We start from the raw sequence: 17,285 nt of genomic DNA, 5'->3' as shown, positions 1-17,285 counted from the left end.
TGATGCTATGGACAAATTTGTCCAACTGGATTTTAAAGCAGGATTCAAAATAATCATCCTCAAGCCGAACGGTCTGTGTAACGGTTTCATTTTTCAATTGAACGGTGCGGGAGTCGCGATCAAAAATGGCGATGCCGCGCGGACCTACAACTTCAAATTCGCCCTTCGGAAACCGCGGCATGAACCACCCAATCTCCACTTTGGCCACATCGCCGTTAGCAAACCGGATTACCGACAGGTCGTAATTCGACGCGGGAAACTCCTCTCGGGTACGCAGGCCGAACGACTGTACTTCCTCGACCCGGGAATCGCTCAGAAAGTTCAGATAATCCGCCACATGGGCGCCGTCATGAATAGATGGCGAGCCGCGCTCCATAGTGCGATAGATTCTGTCATAATGCTCGGGATTGCCGTCCGGATCCCAAATTTCATCAAAGATGCCCATTCGATAGATAAGCGGCGCTCCCAACTGCCCGCTCCGAATCCATGTTCTTAATGTTTCGAACAGGGGGCCGTGCCGGTATGTAAAACCTACTTGCACCTGGCAACCGCTGCTTTGCTCCGCCTCCCGCACTTTCAGCGCCGTCTCCAAATCCACCGCCATCGGCTTCTCGCACAGCACATGCTTGCCCGCTTGCAAACTTTCTATCGTCAATAACGGCGTTATCCAAGGCGGCGTGCATATGACAACCGCATCAATGCCGGGATCATTCAACAGCTCGCGGTGATCGGTTGTCGCCAAGGGTACTTCGTACCTGGCGGCCAGTTGATTGGCTCGCTCCAGATCCGTGTCGCAAAGCGCAACAATCCGGACCGCATCGGAAGCGTGCATAGCGGGAAGATGCCTGGAAACGGCGATATCGCCACAGCCTATTACACCCATGCATAGAAAGTCTTTCATCGCTTGCCTCCCCCCCGACTGTCGGATCAGTCCTTGATAGCCGTGCATTCGACCTCCACCAGAAAACCGTTCAACTCGCACGCGACTACTGTTCTGGCCGGATAATCTCCATCGAAGTACTGGCCGAAAACTTCATTAAAAGCGGCCCAATCGGATATCGAACTCAAATAAACGGTGGCGCGTACAATATCGCTCATGCCGAATCCGTTATCTTCCAATAGATTGCGAATATTCTGCATCGTCTGATGCGTCTGTTCGACTATGGTCTCCCCTACCAGCTGCTGGTTAACATCAAAGGGTCCAAATCCGGCCAAATACATCGTATTTTGTTTCAGAACTGCCGACGAATAATGGCCAAACACCGGATGAACCCGTGGTGAGCTAATCATTTGTTTAGACATGCGCCACCCTCGTTTCTATTGAATTTGCAGCAACTGCAATGCGAATTGCTCCAACCTAGCGCTAATACCATCAAACAACTGCTGACCCTTATCTTTCGTTGCCAACGAAGGCCTGCCAAAAACGCCCGATTTCGTGAGCTCCCGAAAATTAAACACGCGCGAAACTTCATTTCCTCTCTGCATATCCAACAACCAGATATCTCCTTCGGGTTGTACGCCGTCATCGCGAATCCGCTCGCGCAACACTTTGGTTTCATCGAGATACAGATAGAGGGAAGTTTCCAGCTCGCAGGCATGTCCGAGCCCCCCTGTGCCGGACTGGCGAATGCTGCCGATCTCCTCCCTGGCCAGGTTCCAATAATCAGCGGCAACGGCGATCACATCGGGATATTCGTTTTTTAATTGTTGAAGTACGATCTGGTGAGGCGCTCCATTTCCTCCATGGCCGTTTAATAGCCATATTTTTTTCGCGCCCATTCGGACATAAGAATCGCAAACCGCATGCAGCATCTGGATATAGACCGAATGAGGCAAAGACAATGTACCGCCAAACGACATATGATGCGGAGAATGTCCCAACCAGATCGTCGGGGTAAGCAATATATGCTCCGCAAGCGACCGCTCGATCCTCTCGGCCAATCGACCGACGATCAAAGTATCCGTATTTGTCGGCAGATGCGGCCCATGCTGCTCCGTTGCCCCCGTCGGTATAAGTACAATCGTGCGCGAAAAGTCGATATCTTTAATTGCTTCATAAGTCAGTTCATGAAAGATCATGGAATCCCCCCTAGCTGACGGACAATTTGCGCAGCTTGTCAAAATCGATCGTGACTCCCAGCCCCGGCCCTTCCGGCACAATCAAGGCTCCGTTCCTGATGGTCATTTCTTCCGCCGCCACATCCTCAAGATAACCGGTAAAGCCCCGGATATCGGAAGCGTGTCCAGACAGATTGGCCATAGCCGCAGCTATATGCGCCGACGCCGCACCGCCGATGACGCCCTCCGGCATGGAGCCGATCGTGCAATCCACGCCATAATGGGCGGCCAGCTCGAATACTTGCCGCGAACCCCATATCCCGCCGGATTCCGATATGTACACATGGAGCAGGTCTGCTGCATTCGCCTCCAGAGTCCGCTTTGCGTCCGGAACATCCCATACGCCCTCGTCAATCAGAATACTGACATTGGTGTTGCGCCGCAGCCAGGCCGTCTCGCTCAGCCTGTCGTAGTGCAGCGGTTGCTCGACCATGTGTACGCCATGCTTCTCAAGCTCGTCAATCATTCGTTTCGCTTGCTTCGGATCGCGCCACGCCATATTTACATCCACTCTGAGCAGGATGGAGTCGGGGATGGCTGCGCGTATGGCGCTCACCATTTCCAAATCCTTTCGGTCATCGGCTCCAATCTTTAATTTAAGCTCCCCGTACCCTTGCGCTGCATGCTGAACGGCCGCCTCCACCATCTCCTCCTGGACGCCCATCGAAACTCCGCCGGTCAGCGGAATCTCCGCTCTTCTCCTCCCCCCCAGCAGTTGATAGACCGGCTGCCGCAGTTCCTTGCCGAGCAGATCCCATATGGCCGTCTCGACGCCCGCTTTTGCCAGCAGATGCCGTTTGGAGAAGCTGCAAAGATGATCCAGCTTTTCGTTAATCAAGGAAATATCCCGGATATCCATACCAACCAGCAAGTCGGCCCAGTGCGTATTGACCTCATGACATAAAGAATGCGCCCCGCCAAACCATGCGAAAGCGATCTCCCCGGCGCCGTAATGACCCGATTCGCCGCGTACGATCACAATGCCGTGACGGGATGAGGGGTAAGTTCCCCATATATCGCTTACGGCTTTGCGGAAAGGCAGAATAACAGGAATCGCTTCAACCGAAACAATTTTCACAATGCAACGCTCCTTTAACGAAGCCCCAAAACTTCGGGCGTATTCTTGCTGAGAATTTTATCAATGACACGATCCGGTATCCGCGGCAAATTCGTTCCTTCCACCAGATGATTGAGGTTCTGCAAGCTTTCAATCGTCTCTTCGATTGTAAAAAACGGGAAGTCGGTGCCAAACAAAAGTTTATCCTCAATGCCGTATTCAATGGCTTCGATCAATCCGTTGTACATTTGCCAAGGTCTGCGACCCAATGCCGAGATATCCGTATATACATTCGGATTTTTGCGAACAACCGAGATCGTTTCGCCCATCCACGGGTGCCCCATGTGGGCAATAATCATCTTCAAATCAGGGAACGAGCGCGCTACCGGGTCCAGATAGACCGGCCTTGATTTTTCCAAGGGCCCTTTCTGAACAAATGATGTGCCCTGATGCCACATGATGGGCAATCGCAATTGCTGCGCTTTGGCGTACAGAGGATAGCAATGCCGATCCAGTGGATGAAAATCCTGATAAAACGGCGCCAGCTTCAGCCCCTTCAGCTTATATTCCTTCACGGCGGCTTCCAGCAGCCGTTCCGGTTCTTCCCGCTGTGGATCAATGCTCGCGAAACCGAAAAGTCGGGTCGGATTCCCCTGCACATATTGCGCGACATATTCATTAGGCACATTAAATCCCGTCGATGGAGCGTCCAGCGCCAGCACGATCGCGCCGGAGCAATTTTCCACCTTATCCAGCGCATTTTTATGATCCTCAGGCGTGCACTTCATGGCGAAACTATCGCCCCACGCGCGTCGCGCATCAGCTAAAAAGGGACCGGAAATATGTTCTGGCTGCGCCAAGTGGGTATGGCAATCAAAAATCATGATATCCTCACTTTCCCATCCGATAATATTTTTATCCTTTAACAGCACCAAGCAATAGCCCTTTCATAAAGTACTTCTGCAAAAACGGGTACACAAGCATAATAGGCAGCACTGTAATTACCGTCATCGCAATTTTGAGACTCTGCGGGGTGAGCATCCTGAATTTTTCCGCACCGGACATGCTGTTGGTAAACTGCTCTACCGATGTGATAGTTTGAAAGGAATTGTAAAGCACATATTGAAGCGGGAATAGCTCCGGATGCATCGCGTTGTAGAATTGCGTATCAATAAATGCGTTCCATTGACCGATGCCCGCAAACAACGAAATAGCCGCCATAACCGGAAGACAAAGCGGGAGAATAATTCTGGCAAAAAGGTATGCGTCATTTGCTCCATCAATTAACGCCGACTCTTCCAGCTCTTTGGGAATTCCCTCAATATACGTTTTGATCAAAATCATGTTGAAAACACTTACCGCCGACGGAATGACATAGACCCAAAAGGTACCCACCAATCCAAGACTTTTGATCAAAATGTAAGTCGGAATAATGCCGCCGGAAAAGTACATGGTGAAGACAAAATATCTTCTTATGAATTTGATGCCGACCATGTCGTCGCGCGTTATTACATAGGCCGCCATAGAGGTGACTATAGCCATAAATAAGGTGCCGATAATGGTCCTTGCAAGCGAGATATAAATGCCGTTAAGGACATCCGGATTGGCAAAAATGGCTCTGTAGGAATCCAAATTGAACTGCTTCGGGTAAAACAGAAATTTCCCGCTGACAAGCGAAGGATTGCTGAGCGAGTAATTGATCAAGTGAAGAAAAGGAAAGACCATGACAATAAAAACAAGGATCATAATTAAATAGTTAATAACATCAAACACGCGGTCGCCCGGACTTACTTTGTAATGCATATTCGCTCTCCTTTCCGCAGCTCAAAAAATAGATTTCCCTGTCATTTTCTTCGAGAATGCGTTTACCGACAACAGGATAGCGATACTGACAATCGTTTTTACGATCCCTACGGCGGAAGCATACGAATAGTTCAACTGCTGTAATCCAAATTTATAGATGTACATATCTAAAACTTCCATCTTCTCCCAATTCGTTGCATTTGTGAACATATAGAACAACTCAAAGTTAGAATTCAGGATCCAGCCGCTGTTCAAGATCAGAATGACCACAAATGTCGGCATTAAATTGGGAATTGTAATGAATTTCAATTTCTGCACGCGCGTAGCGCCGTCGATATCAGCCGCCTCGTATTGTTCGCCGGGTATGGCCGATATTGCGGCAATAAAGATAATGCTGATATATCCGACAGATTTCCAGGCTTCCAGCAGGATGACAAGGGGCCATGCATATTTGCTTTCCCCGAGAATATTCAGCCCTTCGGACAATATCCCCCATTTCATCAGCAGTTCGTTGAGCAGGCCGGAAGAAGAGGAAAGAAAAGTATTCGCTATGGAATAAATGATGACCCATGAAATGAAAAACGGAAAAAATGATACCGTCTGTATGATTTTAACAAAAAAGCGGCGTCTGATTTCATTGAGCATAACGGCAAACAAAAGACCTAAAGTCAAATTGGTAATGATCATCATGAAATTGATGGACAATGTATTTTGCAGCAAATAGACATAGTCGGTGCTTTGCATAAAAAATCGTTTGAACTGCTCAAGACCGACCCACTCCGAAGCCCAAAAACCCAATCCAACCTGATAACGCTTAAATGCCAGCATCCATCCGACCAAAGGCACATAGTTAAAAATCAGGACCAGCAGAAAAGCCGGAGCCAGCATGAGAAAGAGATAACGTTGCCGATACAGTTTGCGTTGCAACATGATAGCGGATCACCCTTTAGTCCGGGAAGAATAGAAGACAAGCCGTCTCCTATTCTTCGCCCGATTTAATAGTTATCTATTCGAAAATTCGCAACGCTTCCTGGTAAAGCCGGTTGTATTCATCGATCACGGTCTGCGGTTTAAGCTTCTCATACTCTTGCAGGACTTCTCCCCATAGTTTGTCGAAATCAGCGTCGTCTTTTGCCATAATGAGCTTGGCTGTATTTTTCACTCTGAATTCCACCAGCTTTTGATCGGTCTGACTAAGCGCCGAATCCGGGTCGAGCTTAATGGAAGGAACGACGCCCGACTTCGCTCCTTCCGCCGTTTCCAGCCAGTAATCAAACGAAGTCTCCCAGCCGAGTTGTTTAAAGGCATTCATCGTTTCTTCTGTTTGCGAAAGCTTATCCCGGTATTCCAGATTGGAGCTTACGCTGTAAGCTTGACCGTCCTCCCCCGTTCTCGAATCGTATCCAAGGAAGTTGAACAGGAACAAGCCGACTTTGCTATCCGGATTTTGCGCTTCGGAGGTGTACAAATCGGTAGGCGTGCGTACTCCGTTCGCATCGACCGTGTAATGCTTGTCTTTAATGCCCGACTGGAACAGAATTTGCGCTTCGTCGGTCGATGCCCAGTCAACAAGCTCCATAATGCGTTTCGGGTCCTTGGCGTTTTTGGTAATAATCATATTGTTAAAAGGAACAAGATCCAGTTCCATAATCAAACGTTTCTCGTTTCTTTCAACCTGCGTATTGCTACGAACCGGCAATGTGATGTACTGCATCTCCGGATGTCCGGATTCGATCAACTTCAGATTGGTGCCGTATCCGGGAAGTTGATACCAAGAGCTTAGCGCGCGGCCGCTATCAAGCTTTTCTTCCACCTGGGGGCTCTTGTCCGTAAAGCTTTCCCTATCCAATATGCCTTCTCTGTATAGCTTGTTGAAGAATTGGAAGGATTCCTTGACATATTCATTCTTCAAGTAGTCGACAAACTGATCATTGCTATGGTCGAAAATAACCGCCCCGTTACCGGCTACACCCGTGTATCTTCCACCTTTTTCGTACATAATGCCGGCAATTCCGGCCATTCCCCACGGTTCCCCGAACGGTGCCACCATACCGATTGTTTTCTGACCTGACGGCGTAGTCGGAAAATCCTGCATCGCTTGCTTCAAATAAGCGATCCACTCATCTTCTGATACCAAGTTCGGATAACCCTGCTTCTCCAGAACGTCGATTCGGGTCCCGATATCGAAACCACGAATGTTGTTCATAAAATCGCTTTGCCCGTTTTGCCAGTTGTAGAGCTTCTGGTCGGCGGCAATACTGCGCCAAATGGGAATCTGTTCGGCATACCGTTTCGCGAAGTTGGGCGAATCCGCCAAATAATCATCTAACGGCAAAGCAGCTCCGGCTTGTATGTACTTTTGCAGACTCGGATTGTATTGAATCCACAAAATTTCCGGGTAATCCCCTCCGGCAAGCATCAGATTTACTTTTTCCTCCCAATTACCAGCATAAGGAATGAATTCGAATACAATATTGAATTTCTCTTTAATCATTTGGCCAATCTCGGTTTCATCGGATAATTTGATTTTGTTAGTGCCTCCGGGATACATGTACTTGATTGTATAAGGTGATCGATCTGGCTGGTTTTCCCCTGTCGTGTCACTACTGCCTGAAGGAGTACTCTCTGGGTTTGCTGTCGTCTGGCCTGGATTTCCCCCGTTGTTAGTACATCCGACAATGAGCGATAGTGCAAGACACGCGACAAGCAATGCAATCAACTTCTTTTTTAATTTTGCTCCCTTCATTTGCCGTCTCCCTTCTTTTTTTTGTTGTTCGGACGACCTATTCATTTGCGTGTTGTTCCGTATATTGAACAATATTTAAAAATAGGTCTAAATAAAGAATATATTAAAAGATAATTTCTGTCAACGAAAATGAATGCGCTTTATTCGATTTGCTCACCCCCTATTTCTGCTGCATAAATGGACGTTTTGCAAATTATTATGAATTCATCTATTATAGATTTATAGCCGTCTGAACAATTTTACATTTTTGTTTTCTGGAGGGACATGTTATGTCAATTAAGACCGAAAGTCCAAGTTATTCCGTCCCTGCTCTGGAGAAATCGATCGCCATTATCGATTGTCTCGCACATTCTGCGGAAGGATTGACATTATCAGGTCTATGCAAAAAGCTGAATTTGCCCAAAACAAGCGTATACTCCATACTGCATACGCTTGAGACCCACAACTATGTACGCAAAAACCCTGATGGGTCTTATAATCTCGGTTTAAGTCTTTACAGTTTAGGGATGTTGTCCATTCGACATATAGACCCTAACTCTTTATTTGGTCCACATTTGGAAAAATTGCGGGATGAAACCCACTTCACCGTACATCTATGCACCTTTGATAACGGGGAGTCGATCTGCCTTAAAAAGATCGAAGGTTTTGGCTCCGTGCGATTTCTCTCTTATGTCGGCGAACGCAAACCCTTGAATGTGTCAGCCTGCGGCAAAGCAATCTCAGCCTTCTTGCCTGAAAATGAACTGCAAAAATTGTTTGATAAGGGGATGGGCTCCTTGACAGACAACTCGATTTCCTCGGAATCCGCTTTTCGTGAACATCTGAAGCAAATTCGAGAGTACGGGTACTCGATTGACGACGAAGAGGGAGAATTGGGCGTCAGATGCGTAGGCACTCCCATTTTCAGAGACAACCAGCATATATTCGGAGCCATCAGCATTTCTACCTTGAAAGCCAATATGCCGATGCAGAAAGTTGCCGAATATGCCGATAAATTGATGGAAACCGCCAAAATTTTGTCTGGTTTTCTCGGATCGAAAACGTGATTAATGCCTGAATCAAGTAGGCCTATGCGCAAGCGCATAGGCCTCTCAAAAGATCCGGACATGCGGGTCGTCGCATCCGGCTCGGTTGTAGTATCGGACTGGTGACTTTCACTCCTTAGTCGATACGCTGCCAAGCGCAACAAAAAACGGCAGCCGGTCATTTGACGGGCTGCCGTTTTTTGGTGATTCCCCTTCTGCCTCTAATCCCTTATGGTTATTTCTAAAAGCACATTCATGAGAAACTGCGCCGCTTCAGCTCGTGTTGCAGGATTTGCAGGATTTAACTTACCTTGGGATCCGTTTACCAAGCCCTTTGCATACAAAGCTGAGATGCTATCGCGGGCATAGCCGGATATCGCATTGGCATCCTTGAACCGGCTGAGATCGGCGTCGCCCGGTTCATCGTTCAATATCTCCAACTTTCGCAATGCGCGTTCGGCTATCGTAAACATTTCCTGGCGGGTTATTTGATCTTTCGGTTTGAATTCATTTTTTCCGGTACCTTTTATTAGCTGCAATGCCTTGGCCATTGCGACCTCCTTGGCGTAGTAATCGCCGCCGTTCACGTCGCTGAAAGACTCCGTCGCCGCGCCTTTCAGCCCTAACATGCGAACGAGCATCGTTACAAAATCCGCGCGAGTGACGGTTGTATCAGGCAAGAAGGCGTTATTTCCCGTCCCTTTGATTACATCCCTCGCAGCCATATATTTCACGGCTTTATCAGACCAATGCCCATTCGTGTCCGTAAAAGACTTTTCATTATTCAGGACATCAAAGGTTCCGCTTTGCGCGGTGCGAAATGCCACTTTCCCGTTCGCGTAAACGCTTTGAGGAAGGATTGTTTTCACCCCGTCGTTCTCGCGATAGGCAACGATGTAATCGCCGTTCTCCCCCGGCTTGATCTCCCGGTTCACTTCGACTTCCAGCGGATGCTCTTCGTCCGTCCAATCAACCGGTTTATCATTGACTAAACCTTCGATGATGAAGCTGCCTTTACGAATGACCAACGTCATTTGACCAGTCGAGCTCTTCAAAAGCTTCCCGATCGATTCACGATTCACTTTCACCGTACCAAAGTCGATCATAACAACCAGATAGGCGCGTTCTTCCCATTTGGACAGCCATTCGTTTACATCCGTAAAGTTGATTCGAACCTCGTTGACGACTTTATTTTTGGTGTAATCCAGCACGATGTTTAAGATCCCGTTTTCATCCGGCTTCGCGGCTGCGAACAACTCCTTCAGCTTCTGTGGAGAAACGGATACTTTCGAACTGTTTTCGACTTTTCCGTTTTCATTAGTAACTGGCGGCTGGGCACCCGGTTCGCTGGAGACAGGTTCACCCGCTTCAACGAAGTAGAACTTATCTACGTATATCGATTCGATATTCGCCTTGTTATTTGCAGGAGACACATACACATACGATGCTTGCTGGGCGAGATTGTCCGCCGTAGCCGTGAACCGACCTACTTTCACGTCTGTCCAGAACATGTTTTCCATGCTGCCAGCCGGGATCACGGTCGGATCCAGGATGTTTCCTCCCGCGCTAAAGTTCAGTCCGACGGCAAACGCATCTCCTTCCGGCTTAGGAAAGGACGGGCCATTAACCAAGTCGGCCAATAACGCCGTTTTGTAATTGACCTTAACTTTTGCATATACATCATAGGTTTGACCGACAGAAAGATCTGCATCATGCGTATAGCTGTAGAAATCCATCGGACCGTTGCTGTCTCCAATGACTTTCATTGCCGTTTTGCCGTCAGAGGCGGATAGATCCGCATTACCTCTTGTACTGCCCGCTCCCCATGTTCCAAAGAGACTATCCTGAACCTCTTTGACAATCTGTTCATCGTCCCTGACTAGCTCGAAAATTTTCCCGTCTCCGGCCGCAAAATTCACATCGGAAATGATATAGCTGTCCAATGTAGTCTGGAATTCGACTTCCGACTTGCTGCCGTCCGTTTTGCTGACTTCCAAGATCGATTTGACGTTCATTCCGAGTTTCGCCCGGTCGATCGTGATCGTCACGTCATCATCGACCTCCGCATTATGATTGACGACCACCATATACTTGTTCGGAGTACTCACGCTTTCATGCGTCGTAATGTCGGCGCTTGGGTATCCCGGATCGAACGGTTGGGTCGTAGCCCCTCCGCCTCCTCCGGTCGTGGCAGCGACGTTGGCGATTCTTCGCATATCAAGAATGGTAGGTTTCAATGCGTCGATCTCGCTCATTAGCTTCTTAATGGTTCCATAAATGTGCGGCCTGTGCGTATAGTCATAATCAACCATACCTCTCCAAACGACCGTGGATTGATACAAGAAGTACGTAAACCCTCTTGCGCCTCTGCCTATCGCTTCATAGGTCATCGCCCTTATCTCCGAAGGAATCGGTTCCCTCGGCAGACCCCCGACCTCTCCATGCGCCTGCAGAATCATCCACACCGGCGCATCATTCGTAAGCTCCTTACGAATCTGCAGCGTAGAGGCATCCAAACTTTCCTCATACGTAGCATTAGGATACGTTCCGATATGTTTGAAATTTCCCGGTGTAGGATAGTGATTGACAACCGGATACAAGTCCAGGCTCATAGCTTGCGTTTGGTTGGAAGGATAGAAATACGCAGCATCCTCAGGCATTGTATAATCAATGACGGTAAAGCGACCCGGATCGATGCTCTCCAGCATTCTTCTCATAACGGACAGATTATCCCGGAAACGCTCCTTATCCACCACGTACAAGCTCCGCGGCTCATCGAATAATAGATAGCCGATCAGTTGCTCGGCATGCTCGGAATCCAAGGCTTTATTGGTAAGCTCGACTAAAGCGCTGTGCATTTGAACTTCATCATTACTATAGAGTGCCTCCGAGTCGAAATAGTTGCCTCCCCAAAACTTGAACAACCCATGTCCGTCGGGCAATCCGATCATCTTGAGTCCGTATTCGGCAGCCTTTTCCAATGTAACGTCGTAGATCCCCGGCTTTCCGTGCCAGTTCGCAAGAAATACAGTGTCGACTCCCGCGTCGCTTATATCCTTGAACGTTCGATCCAAATACGCGGCCGCATCCGCTGCAATATACGGAATATTTCCGGCTTCAAACCAGACGCCTTTCGGGAAATCGTCAAGCGCAGGATTAACGGTCGCCTCCGTCAACTGCACGCCGCTTATAACCTGAACGTTTCTTCTTAAGAAAATTCGATTATCCGATCGTTTTACTTCGATTGTATAAAGTCCGTTTGGAACCGTCATTCCCTGATCATTGGTTCCGTCCCATGTCTCTTTCACATACGTCCAATCTTCTCTTGCCTCCACAAGCTTTTTGATCGTGTTTCCTTGCTCGTCATAAACCTTAACATCAATGGTTTTGCCTGGTTCGTACAACCCGTGGATGCTGTAATAAATGGTAGCCCAATCATTAATGCCATCTTGATTCGCAGGTGAAATCTTGTACGGGTACACGTTGTTATACTTATTCGGATCATAATAGATTTCCGGAAGCACTCTTGTAAGCGTTAAGCTGTCGACTCTAAACGAAGGGAAGTTCGCCGCATTCGAAGTCGAATAGATTTTAACGAGATATTCGTGAGAGGGATCAATCTCAATAGGCATCGTGATCGCACCAAAATATTCGAGCTTCATATTAAAGGGCGAGTTCGCCGTAGTATAGATTTTTTTAGGCAACAGCGCTTGACCTGTCGTCACATCATGGACAGATAAACCCATTACGTCTCCGGTAGCGTCGTCCCAATTCGAACCCGGCACTCGATCCGGATTTACCAGCAGCATCAACGTATAGTCGCCGGCAACCAAACTGCTTCCAGTAATAGGGATTTCGATAGACGGCATTTCTTCGTTCGACCCATTAACTACTCTTGTCGCACTGTTGTCGGGAGTTAATCCGTCAGTTATATTCGAAGCATTGCTGCCAAGCGTAAATTGTCCATTCTGGATCACATGAGGCACAGCTTCTTTTAACACGATATGATCCACATAAACGCCGGAGACACCGTCGTTCCCCATTCCTTCCACATAGAACTCAAGCCCATTGACGCCGTAATTCGGATTTATCGTACCCACTCTAAATTCTTTCCACTGCTGATCCGTGATCTCGGACACGTCGATCACTCGCGGAGGAATCAGCTCCTTTTTCTGAGTGGCATCATATACGCCTACTTTTACGACACCGCCGCCGACACTTGTGCCGGGATCGACTTTCAACTTGAAATATACGTCATACGGAGCAGCGTATTTAAGCATGCTGAAATCCCAAGCTTTATATACGATATCCTTGCTCGCGCTGCTGCCTGCCATTGTTGCCGAAAATCCATCCGAGGCCGTCCCATCCACTTCGCTTGCGGCATTGTTACGGTAAATAAAGCTGTTGTCTTCAATCAAGTAATCGCCGGTAACGCTTTCGGGGCGAGCAAGGACACGAAACTGCGTACTACCCAGCAAGGAGCTATCATAATGAATTTGCACCGTGTAAATAGCGTCCTGGGTTGCATTCGTTTCAGGGACAATAACCTGTATGCTAGCTTGATTTGCGGCAACCTTGTTCCCTGTAATCGCAAACAAAGAAGTCTGATCTGCCCCCATGCCGTCCTTAACGGTAATCGACAAATCTTCGTTGTCCCCGATATTCATCGTCGTAATCGGTATAATCAGGGATCCCCCAGAGTAAGATACCGGGTTGTCAATAATGGGCAAAATGTCGGCTAGAGGAGCCCCCTGCACCGCAAAGCTCGATTCGCTTATTGCTGCGCCCGGACTTTCCAGCTCGACCGCATATACGCCTTCCGGCGTGCCGTTCGGAACGGTGATCACAACATGGGCTGCGTTAGCCATAATCGTATTTCCTGTTGCCGCAAATGATAAAGTCTCTGTCACGTCAGCTCCGGCATCGTCTTTGATCGTTACGGCTATTTCAGACCCATCCGCTATGTTAGCGGAAGAAACAGGCAGTTGGATCTCCCCGCCTTTGTAAGAAACAGGACTATTTGTGACTTCGCCCGCTTTAAGGTATGGGACTCCCGTCACGGTAAATACAACGGTTCTCGACGGAATTGTTGCGTATTTCAGTTCCGCGGTATAGTTGCCATCCGATGTTGCAGGCGGTATCGTCACGCGAATATTCGCTTGGCCGGAAACAACAGTCGTGCCCGCTATCGGGAAGTTTTCCACGTGATCGTTCTCATTGCGAACGATGACTACGACATTTTCTTGATCCGCAATATTTTGCGTCGTCACCGGGATCACGAGTTCTCCGCCTAATGAAGAAGCGATGGGATCCCCGCTCACTGCCCCGATTGTGATGATTGGCGCCTGCTCGACAACAAAGGTCCCCTGGTGAGTCGTGTTCCCATAAGCCAATTGCAGCGTATAGGTTCCGGCTGCCGTAAACGGCGGAATTTGAACGGCCATCTCCACAGCATCCCCTGAAACGGTATTTCCAGTAAATGTGATGCCCGAAGCTTGAGTCACATCATTGCCATTGGCATCATAAACTTGAGCGGCAATGGTCTCGGAATCCTCGATATTCAGAGTGGCTGCGCTTACATTTAACGTGCCGCCATTGTAGGAGACGGGAGTCCCCTGCATGTTGCCGATCATGATTAAAGGAGCGTTCGTAATTTCAAATGTTGCTCTGCTGATCTCGGCATTCTGATAGCTTGCTTCGACATGATAGATCCCGCCCTTGGTACGTTGAGGAACGATGATTTTAATCGTGGCGTTATTTCCTTGAATCGTATTCGATTGGACTTCAAAATTTTGCAGCTCGCCGTTGCTATTCGTGACCTTTACGTCCAAAAGTCCACCGTTCGCAATATTAACGGTCGTAACGGGTATAGATAAAGTTCCTCCCGCATGAGATACAGGTGAATTTTGAAAATCACCGCCAAGATTGATTGCCGGCACGCCTGCTGGCGCCTCTTTATAATAAAACTTGTCGACATAAACAGCCGTTATAATATGGTTCATATGGTTTGCAGCAGCCAGATAGATGGCTTCCTTCCCATTTAAAGCGGGGATGTAGGTTCCAATCTTAATATCCGTCCACTCATTGGCATTCAATTGCGACAATGGCTGGCGAATTCCGGGAAGTGGAAAGTTACTTTGAGTAATCGAATAGACACCGACTGAGAACGCATAGCCCGGAGCATCTTCATCATTAAAATCCACTTTCACTCTAGCGTAAAGTTCATACGCTTTCCCTGGAACAAAAGGCGAAACGCCGGTCGCGTTGCCGTTTGCGTCGTTTGTAAAAATGCCATTGGTCATACGAAGTTGGAAATCCCACGTATTTATCGCTTTAAGCACTTTTTTAGCCGTCATACCATCAGATGCCGTTGGATCCGCTACTCCGATAAGGGTATCCGGTGTATCGTTTATAAAAAATAGCGAATCTTGCCCCACGTATTCAAATGGATTGTCTTCCGCATAAGAAATGGCGGGGCTCGCGTACAAACTGATGTTTGAAACGATAAACACGATCGTTATGATTTGGAACATCCACCTTTTAAACAACTGAAACACCTCCATATAATAGTAAACTCTATCCCGATACATTTGGAAACGCTTTCATATTTAAACTTCGATATTCAGGTTTTTATCCAGGCGGCAACAAGGTAGAAACATGATCCCCCGCATCTACCTTGTTCCTTTACCCGTTCCTTACTTCATGCTTGTTACTGTAGCTTTCGCATCATCCCAAGCCTTTTTCCACCATGCAAAAGAAGTTTCCGCACCGGCACTCTCTAACTGTTTCAATATGTCGTTCATATTCTTTTCATAGTCCTCATCGGACTTGGAAAGGATGACTTTCGGCATACCCTTCATCATGATATCGTCCAACTTGGCATCGATTCTTGTAATATCATCCGGAGTTTGCGGCAATACGTTAGAAATTTCAATCATCTGATTGGACTGATCGAAAGCCTTTCCTTCCTTCATTAGCTTCTCGTGAACCTGATAAGGCATATCTACTCCATAATGGCTGCTAAAGTCACGTTGCGTTGGAGTGAGGGATAATTTAAGAACGTCAATACTTTTGCGAAGATCAAGGAGACCGCCGTCCGTCGGATGAGTATCTGCACCCGTGATCCCTACAATATTGTTAAGTACGCCCAGTCCCCTCTTCTTATCCTCATCCTTCGGATTTTGGAGTCGTTCGATTGCAGCAGGCAGCATCTGCGCTTTGCCATCGACGATATCCCAATCCTCGCCTTTAATACCGCTCAGCGCTGTACGTACTCCATCGTAGGAGAACAGATAATCGATAAGCTCGACCGCTTTCTCCGGATTTTCCGCATTTTTTGTCACGCTAAGCAGAAACCCTGGCCATCCGGTCGAACTTGAGGAATTGGCCCATGCCGTCATCCCTTCTACAGGCAATGAGACATATCCTTTAAGCGAGTTCGGATCCTTTTGCACGCTGGCAATGGAATACGCATCAATCCACCAGGTCGCCATGGCCGACAAATACTGCCCGGCCGCAGCTTTCGCTGCGTAGTCTGCGCTCTTCATCGTAAAGCTATCGGGGTCGAGAAGACCTAGCTTATTTGCTTTGTACAAATATTTCAAGTTGGCCCATAGCGGACTAGAGGTGTCCGCATAGTTTGCGGAAATCTCATTCGTATGAACATTGGTTATATAGGCATGAGGCGCCCAGTTTGCGTACCCCATGTTCGCTCCATGGCCGACCCAATAAGCCCACGGACCCCAATCATTAAATAATCCCATTCCGTAAACCTTCTTACCATCCTCCGTTGTCGGTTGCTTCTTCTGCATTTCCGCCAATACAGCAAGATGCTCATCTTCGTTTTTGATCGTAGGATAACCCATCTCTTTATACAGATCCCATCTTACAATGAAACCGTTCCACCACCAGTTCGATAGGCCCGTCGGACCTGCATTCGAATTTAGGAAATACAGATTTCCCGTATCGTTGCTCAAAAACTTTTTGGAAAAAGAAACCCGGTTCGGGTAATTAGCTGCAATATTTTTCCCGTGATCGGCCAAATATTCATCTAATGCAATCACATTTTTCCCTTCGACCAGCTGTTGGATGTAGCTATTGTTCGTAACGAGAATATCCGGCAGTTCGCCGCTGGCGAGAGCAAGCTTTAGCTTCTCATCGTCATATTCGATCACTTCGATCTCTACGCCCAGCTTTTTCTTAATTTCATCGGTAACCAAATTCGGCCAATACTGTTCTTCGATTTGAAAGAGAGATGTGATGCTTCCAATCGTAAGCTTAACGGGCTCAACAGGCTTTTGGCTTGCCGTCGTTTGATTGCCGGCCTGTCCCGAGTTCTCTTCCTCCTTCTTATTGCCGGACGTGCAACCTGTAATCATAATGACTGCGGCCATACACAACACCAAGATGAATTGAAGCTTCTTGCGTCTTCCCGAGCTCCTTGCTTTCATTTTGACCTTCCTCCTGTTTTCTTGTCTTTTATATATACGACCCCATGTGTAAGGTCAAGTATATCAGTCTTGGTTTAACCCCCCTT

The 17,285-nt window shown here is 47.9% G+C and carries 10 protein-coding genes and 1 pseudogene; 1 reads left to right on the top strand and 10 read right to left on the bottom strand.

The features are described from left to right. Positions 1 to 142 precede the first annotated feature (142 nt). From H7F31_RS06910 to H7F31_RS06875, 8 genes and pseudogenes are all read right to left on the bottom strand, one after another. Positions 143 to 883: pseudogene (locus H7F31_RS06910) on the bottom strand (Gfo/Idh/MocA family protein); the annotation flags it as partial. A 44-nt stretch (positions 884 to 927) separates the two neighbouring features. Then, on the bottom strand, positions 928 to 1,302 hold the full coding sequence (locus tag H7F31_RS06905) for a RidA family protein (protein WP_108994011.1): 375 nt from the start codon (positions 1,300 to 1,302) through the stop codon (positions 928 to 930). A 15-nt stretch (positions 1,303 to 1,317) separates the two neighbouring features. Continuing rightward, a complete protein-coding gene (locus H7F31_RS06900) occupies positions 1,318 to 2,079 on the bottom strand; it encodes a creatininase family protein (RefSeq protein WP_187103529.1) in 762 nt (253 codons plus the stop codon). Between the two features lie 10 nt (positions 2,080 to 2,089). Then, entirely contained in the window at positions 2,090 to 3,196 is a 1,107-nt protein-coding gene (locus tag H7F31_RS06895) for a mandelate racemase/muconate lactonizing enzyme family protein (protein ID WP_187103528.1), read from the bottom strand. Between the two features lie 14 nt (positions 3,197 to 3,210). Then, entirely contained in the window at positions 3,211 to 4,059 is an 849-nt protein-coding gene (locus tag H7F31_RS06890; RefSeq protein ID WP_087570676.1) for an amidohydrolase family protein, read from the bottom strand. Positions 4,060 to 4,090: 31 nt separating this feature from the next. Continuing rightward, on the bottom strand, positions 4,091 to 4,978 hold the full coding sequence (locus tag H7F31_RS06885) for a carbohydrate ABC transporter permease (RefSeq protein ID WP_187103527.1): 888 nt from the start codon (positions 4,976 to 4,978) through the stop codon (positions 4,091 to 4,093). A gap of 21 nt (positions 4,979 to 4,999) precedes the next feature. Next, entirely contained in the window at positions 5,000 to 5,908 is a 909-nt protein-coding gene (locus H7F31_RS06880) for an ABC transporter permease subunit (protein WP_187103526.1), read from the bottom strand. A 76-nt stretch (positions 5,909 to 5,984) separates the two neighbouring features. Beyond that, on the bottom strand, positions 5,985 to 7,472 hold the full coding sequence (locus H7F31_RS06875) for a type 2 periplasmic-binding domain-containing protein (protein ID WP_187103525.1): 1,488 nt from the start codon (positions 7,470 to 7,472) through the stop codon (positions 5,985 to 5,987). A gap of 521 nt (positions 7,473 to 7,993) precedes the next feature. On the opposite strand from H7F31_RS06875, the gene H7F31_RS06870 reads away from it, so the two are divergent. Further along, complete coding sequence (locus H7F31_RS06870) at positions 7,994 to 8,770, top strand: IclR family transcriptional regulator (protein ID WP_087570606.1); 777 nt, start codon at positions 7,994 to 7,996, stop codon at positions 8,768 to 8,770. Positions 8,771 to 8,970: 200 nt separating this feature from the next. Here the strand turns inward: H7F31_RS06870 and H7F31_RS06865 are convergent, their stop codons facing one another. After that, positions 8,971 to 15,297, bottom strand: coding sequence for an S-layer homology domain-containing protein (locus tag H7F31_RS06865; RefSeq protein WP_187103524.1), 6,327 nt, complete (start codon positions 15,295 to 15,297; stop codon positions 8,971 to 8,973). Positions 15,298 to 15,444: 147 nt separating this feature from the next. Next, positions 15,445 to 17,199: a type 2 periplasmic-binding domain-containing protein gene (locus H7F31_RS06860; protein WP_187103523.1), complete on the bottom strand. Its 1,755-nt coding sequence runs from the start codon at positions 17,197 to 17,199 to the stop codon at positions 15,445 to 15,447. Positions 17,200 to 17,285: the final 86 nt, after the last annotated feature.

Origin of the sequence: Paenibacillus sp. PAMC21692, from assembly GCF_014303795.1 — a bacterium.
GTDB lineage: Bacteria > Bacillota > Bacilli > Paenibacillales > Paenibacillaceae > Pristimantibacillus > Pristimantibacillus agaridevorans.
This window is presented reverse-complemented; position numbering and strand designations above follow the sequence as displayed.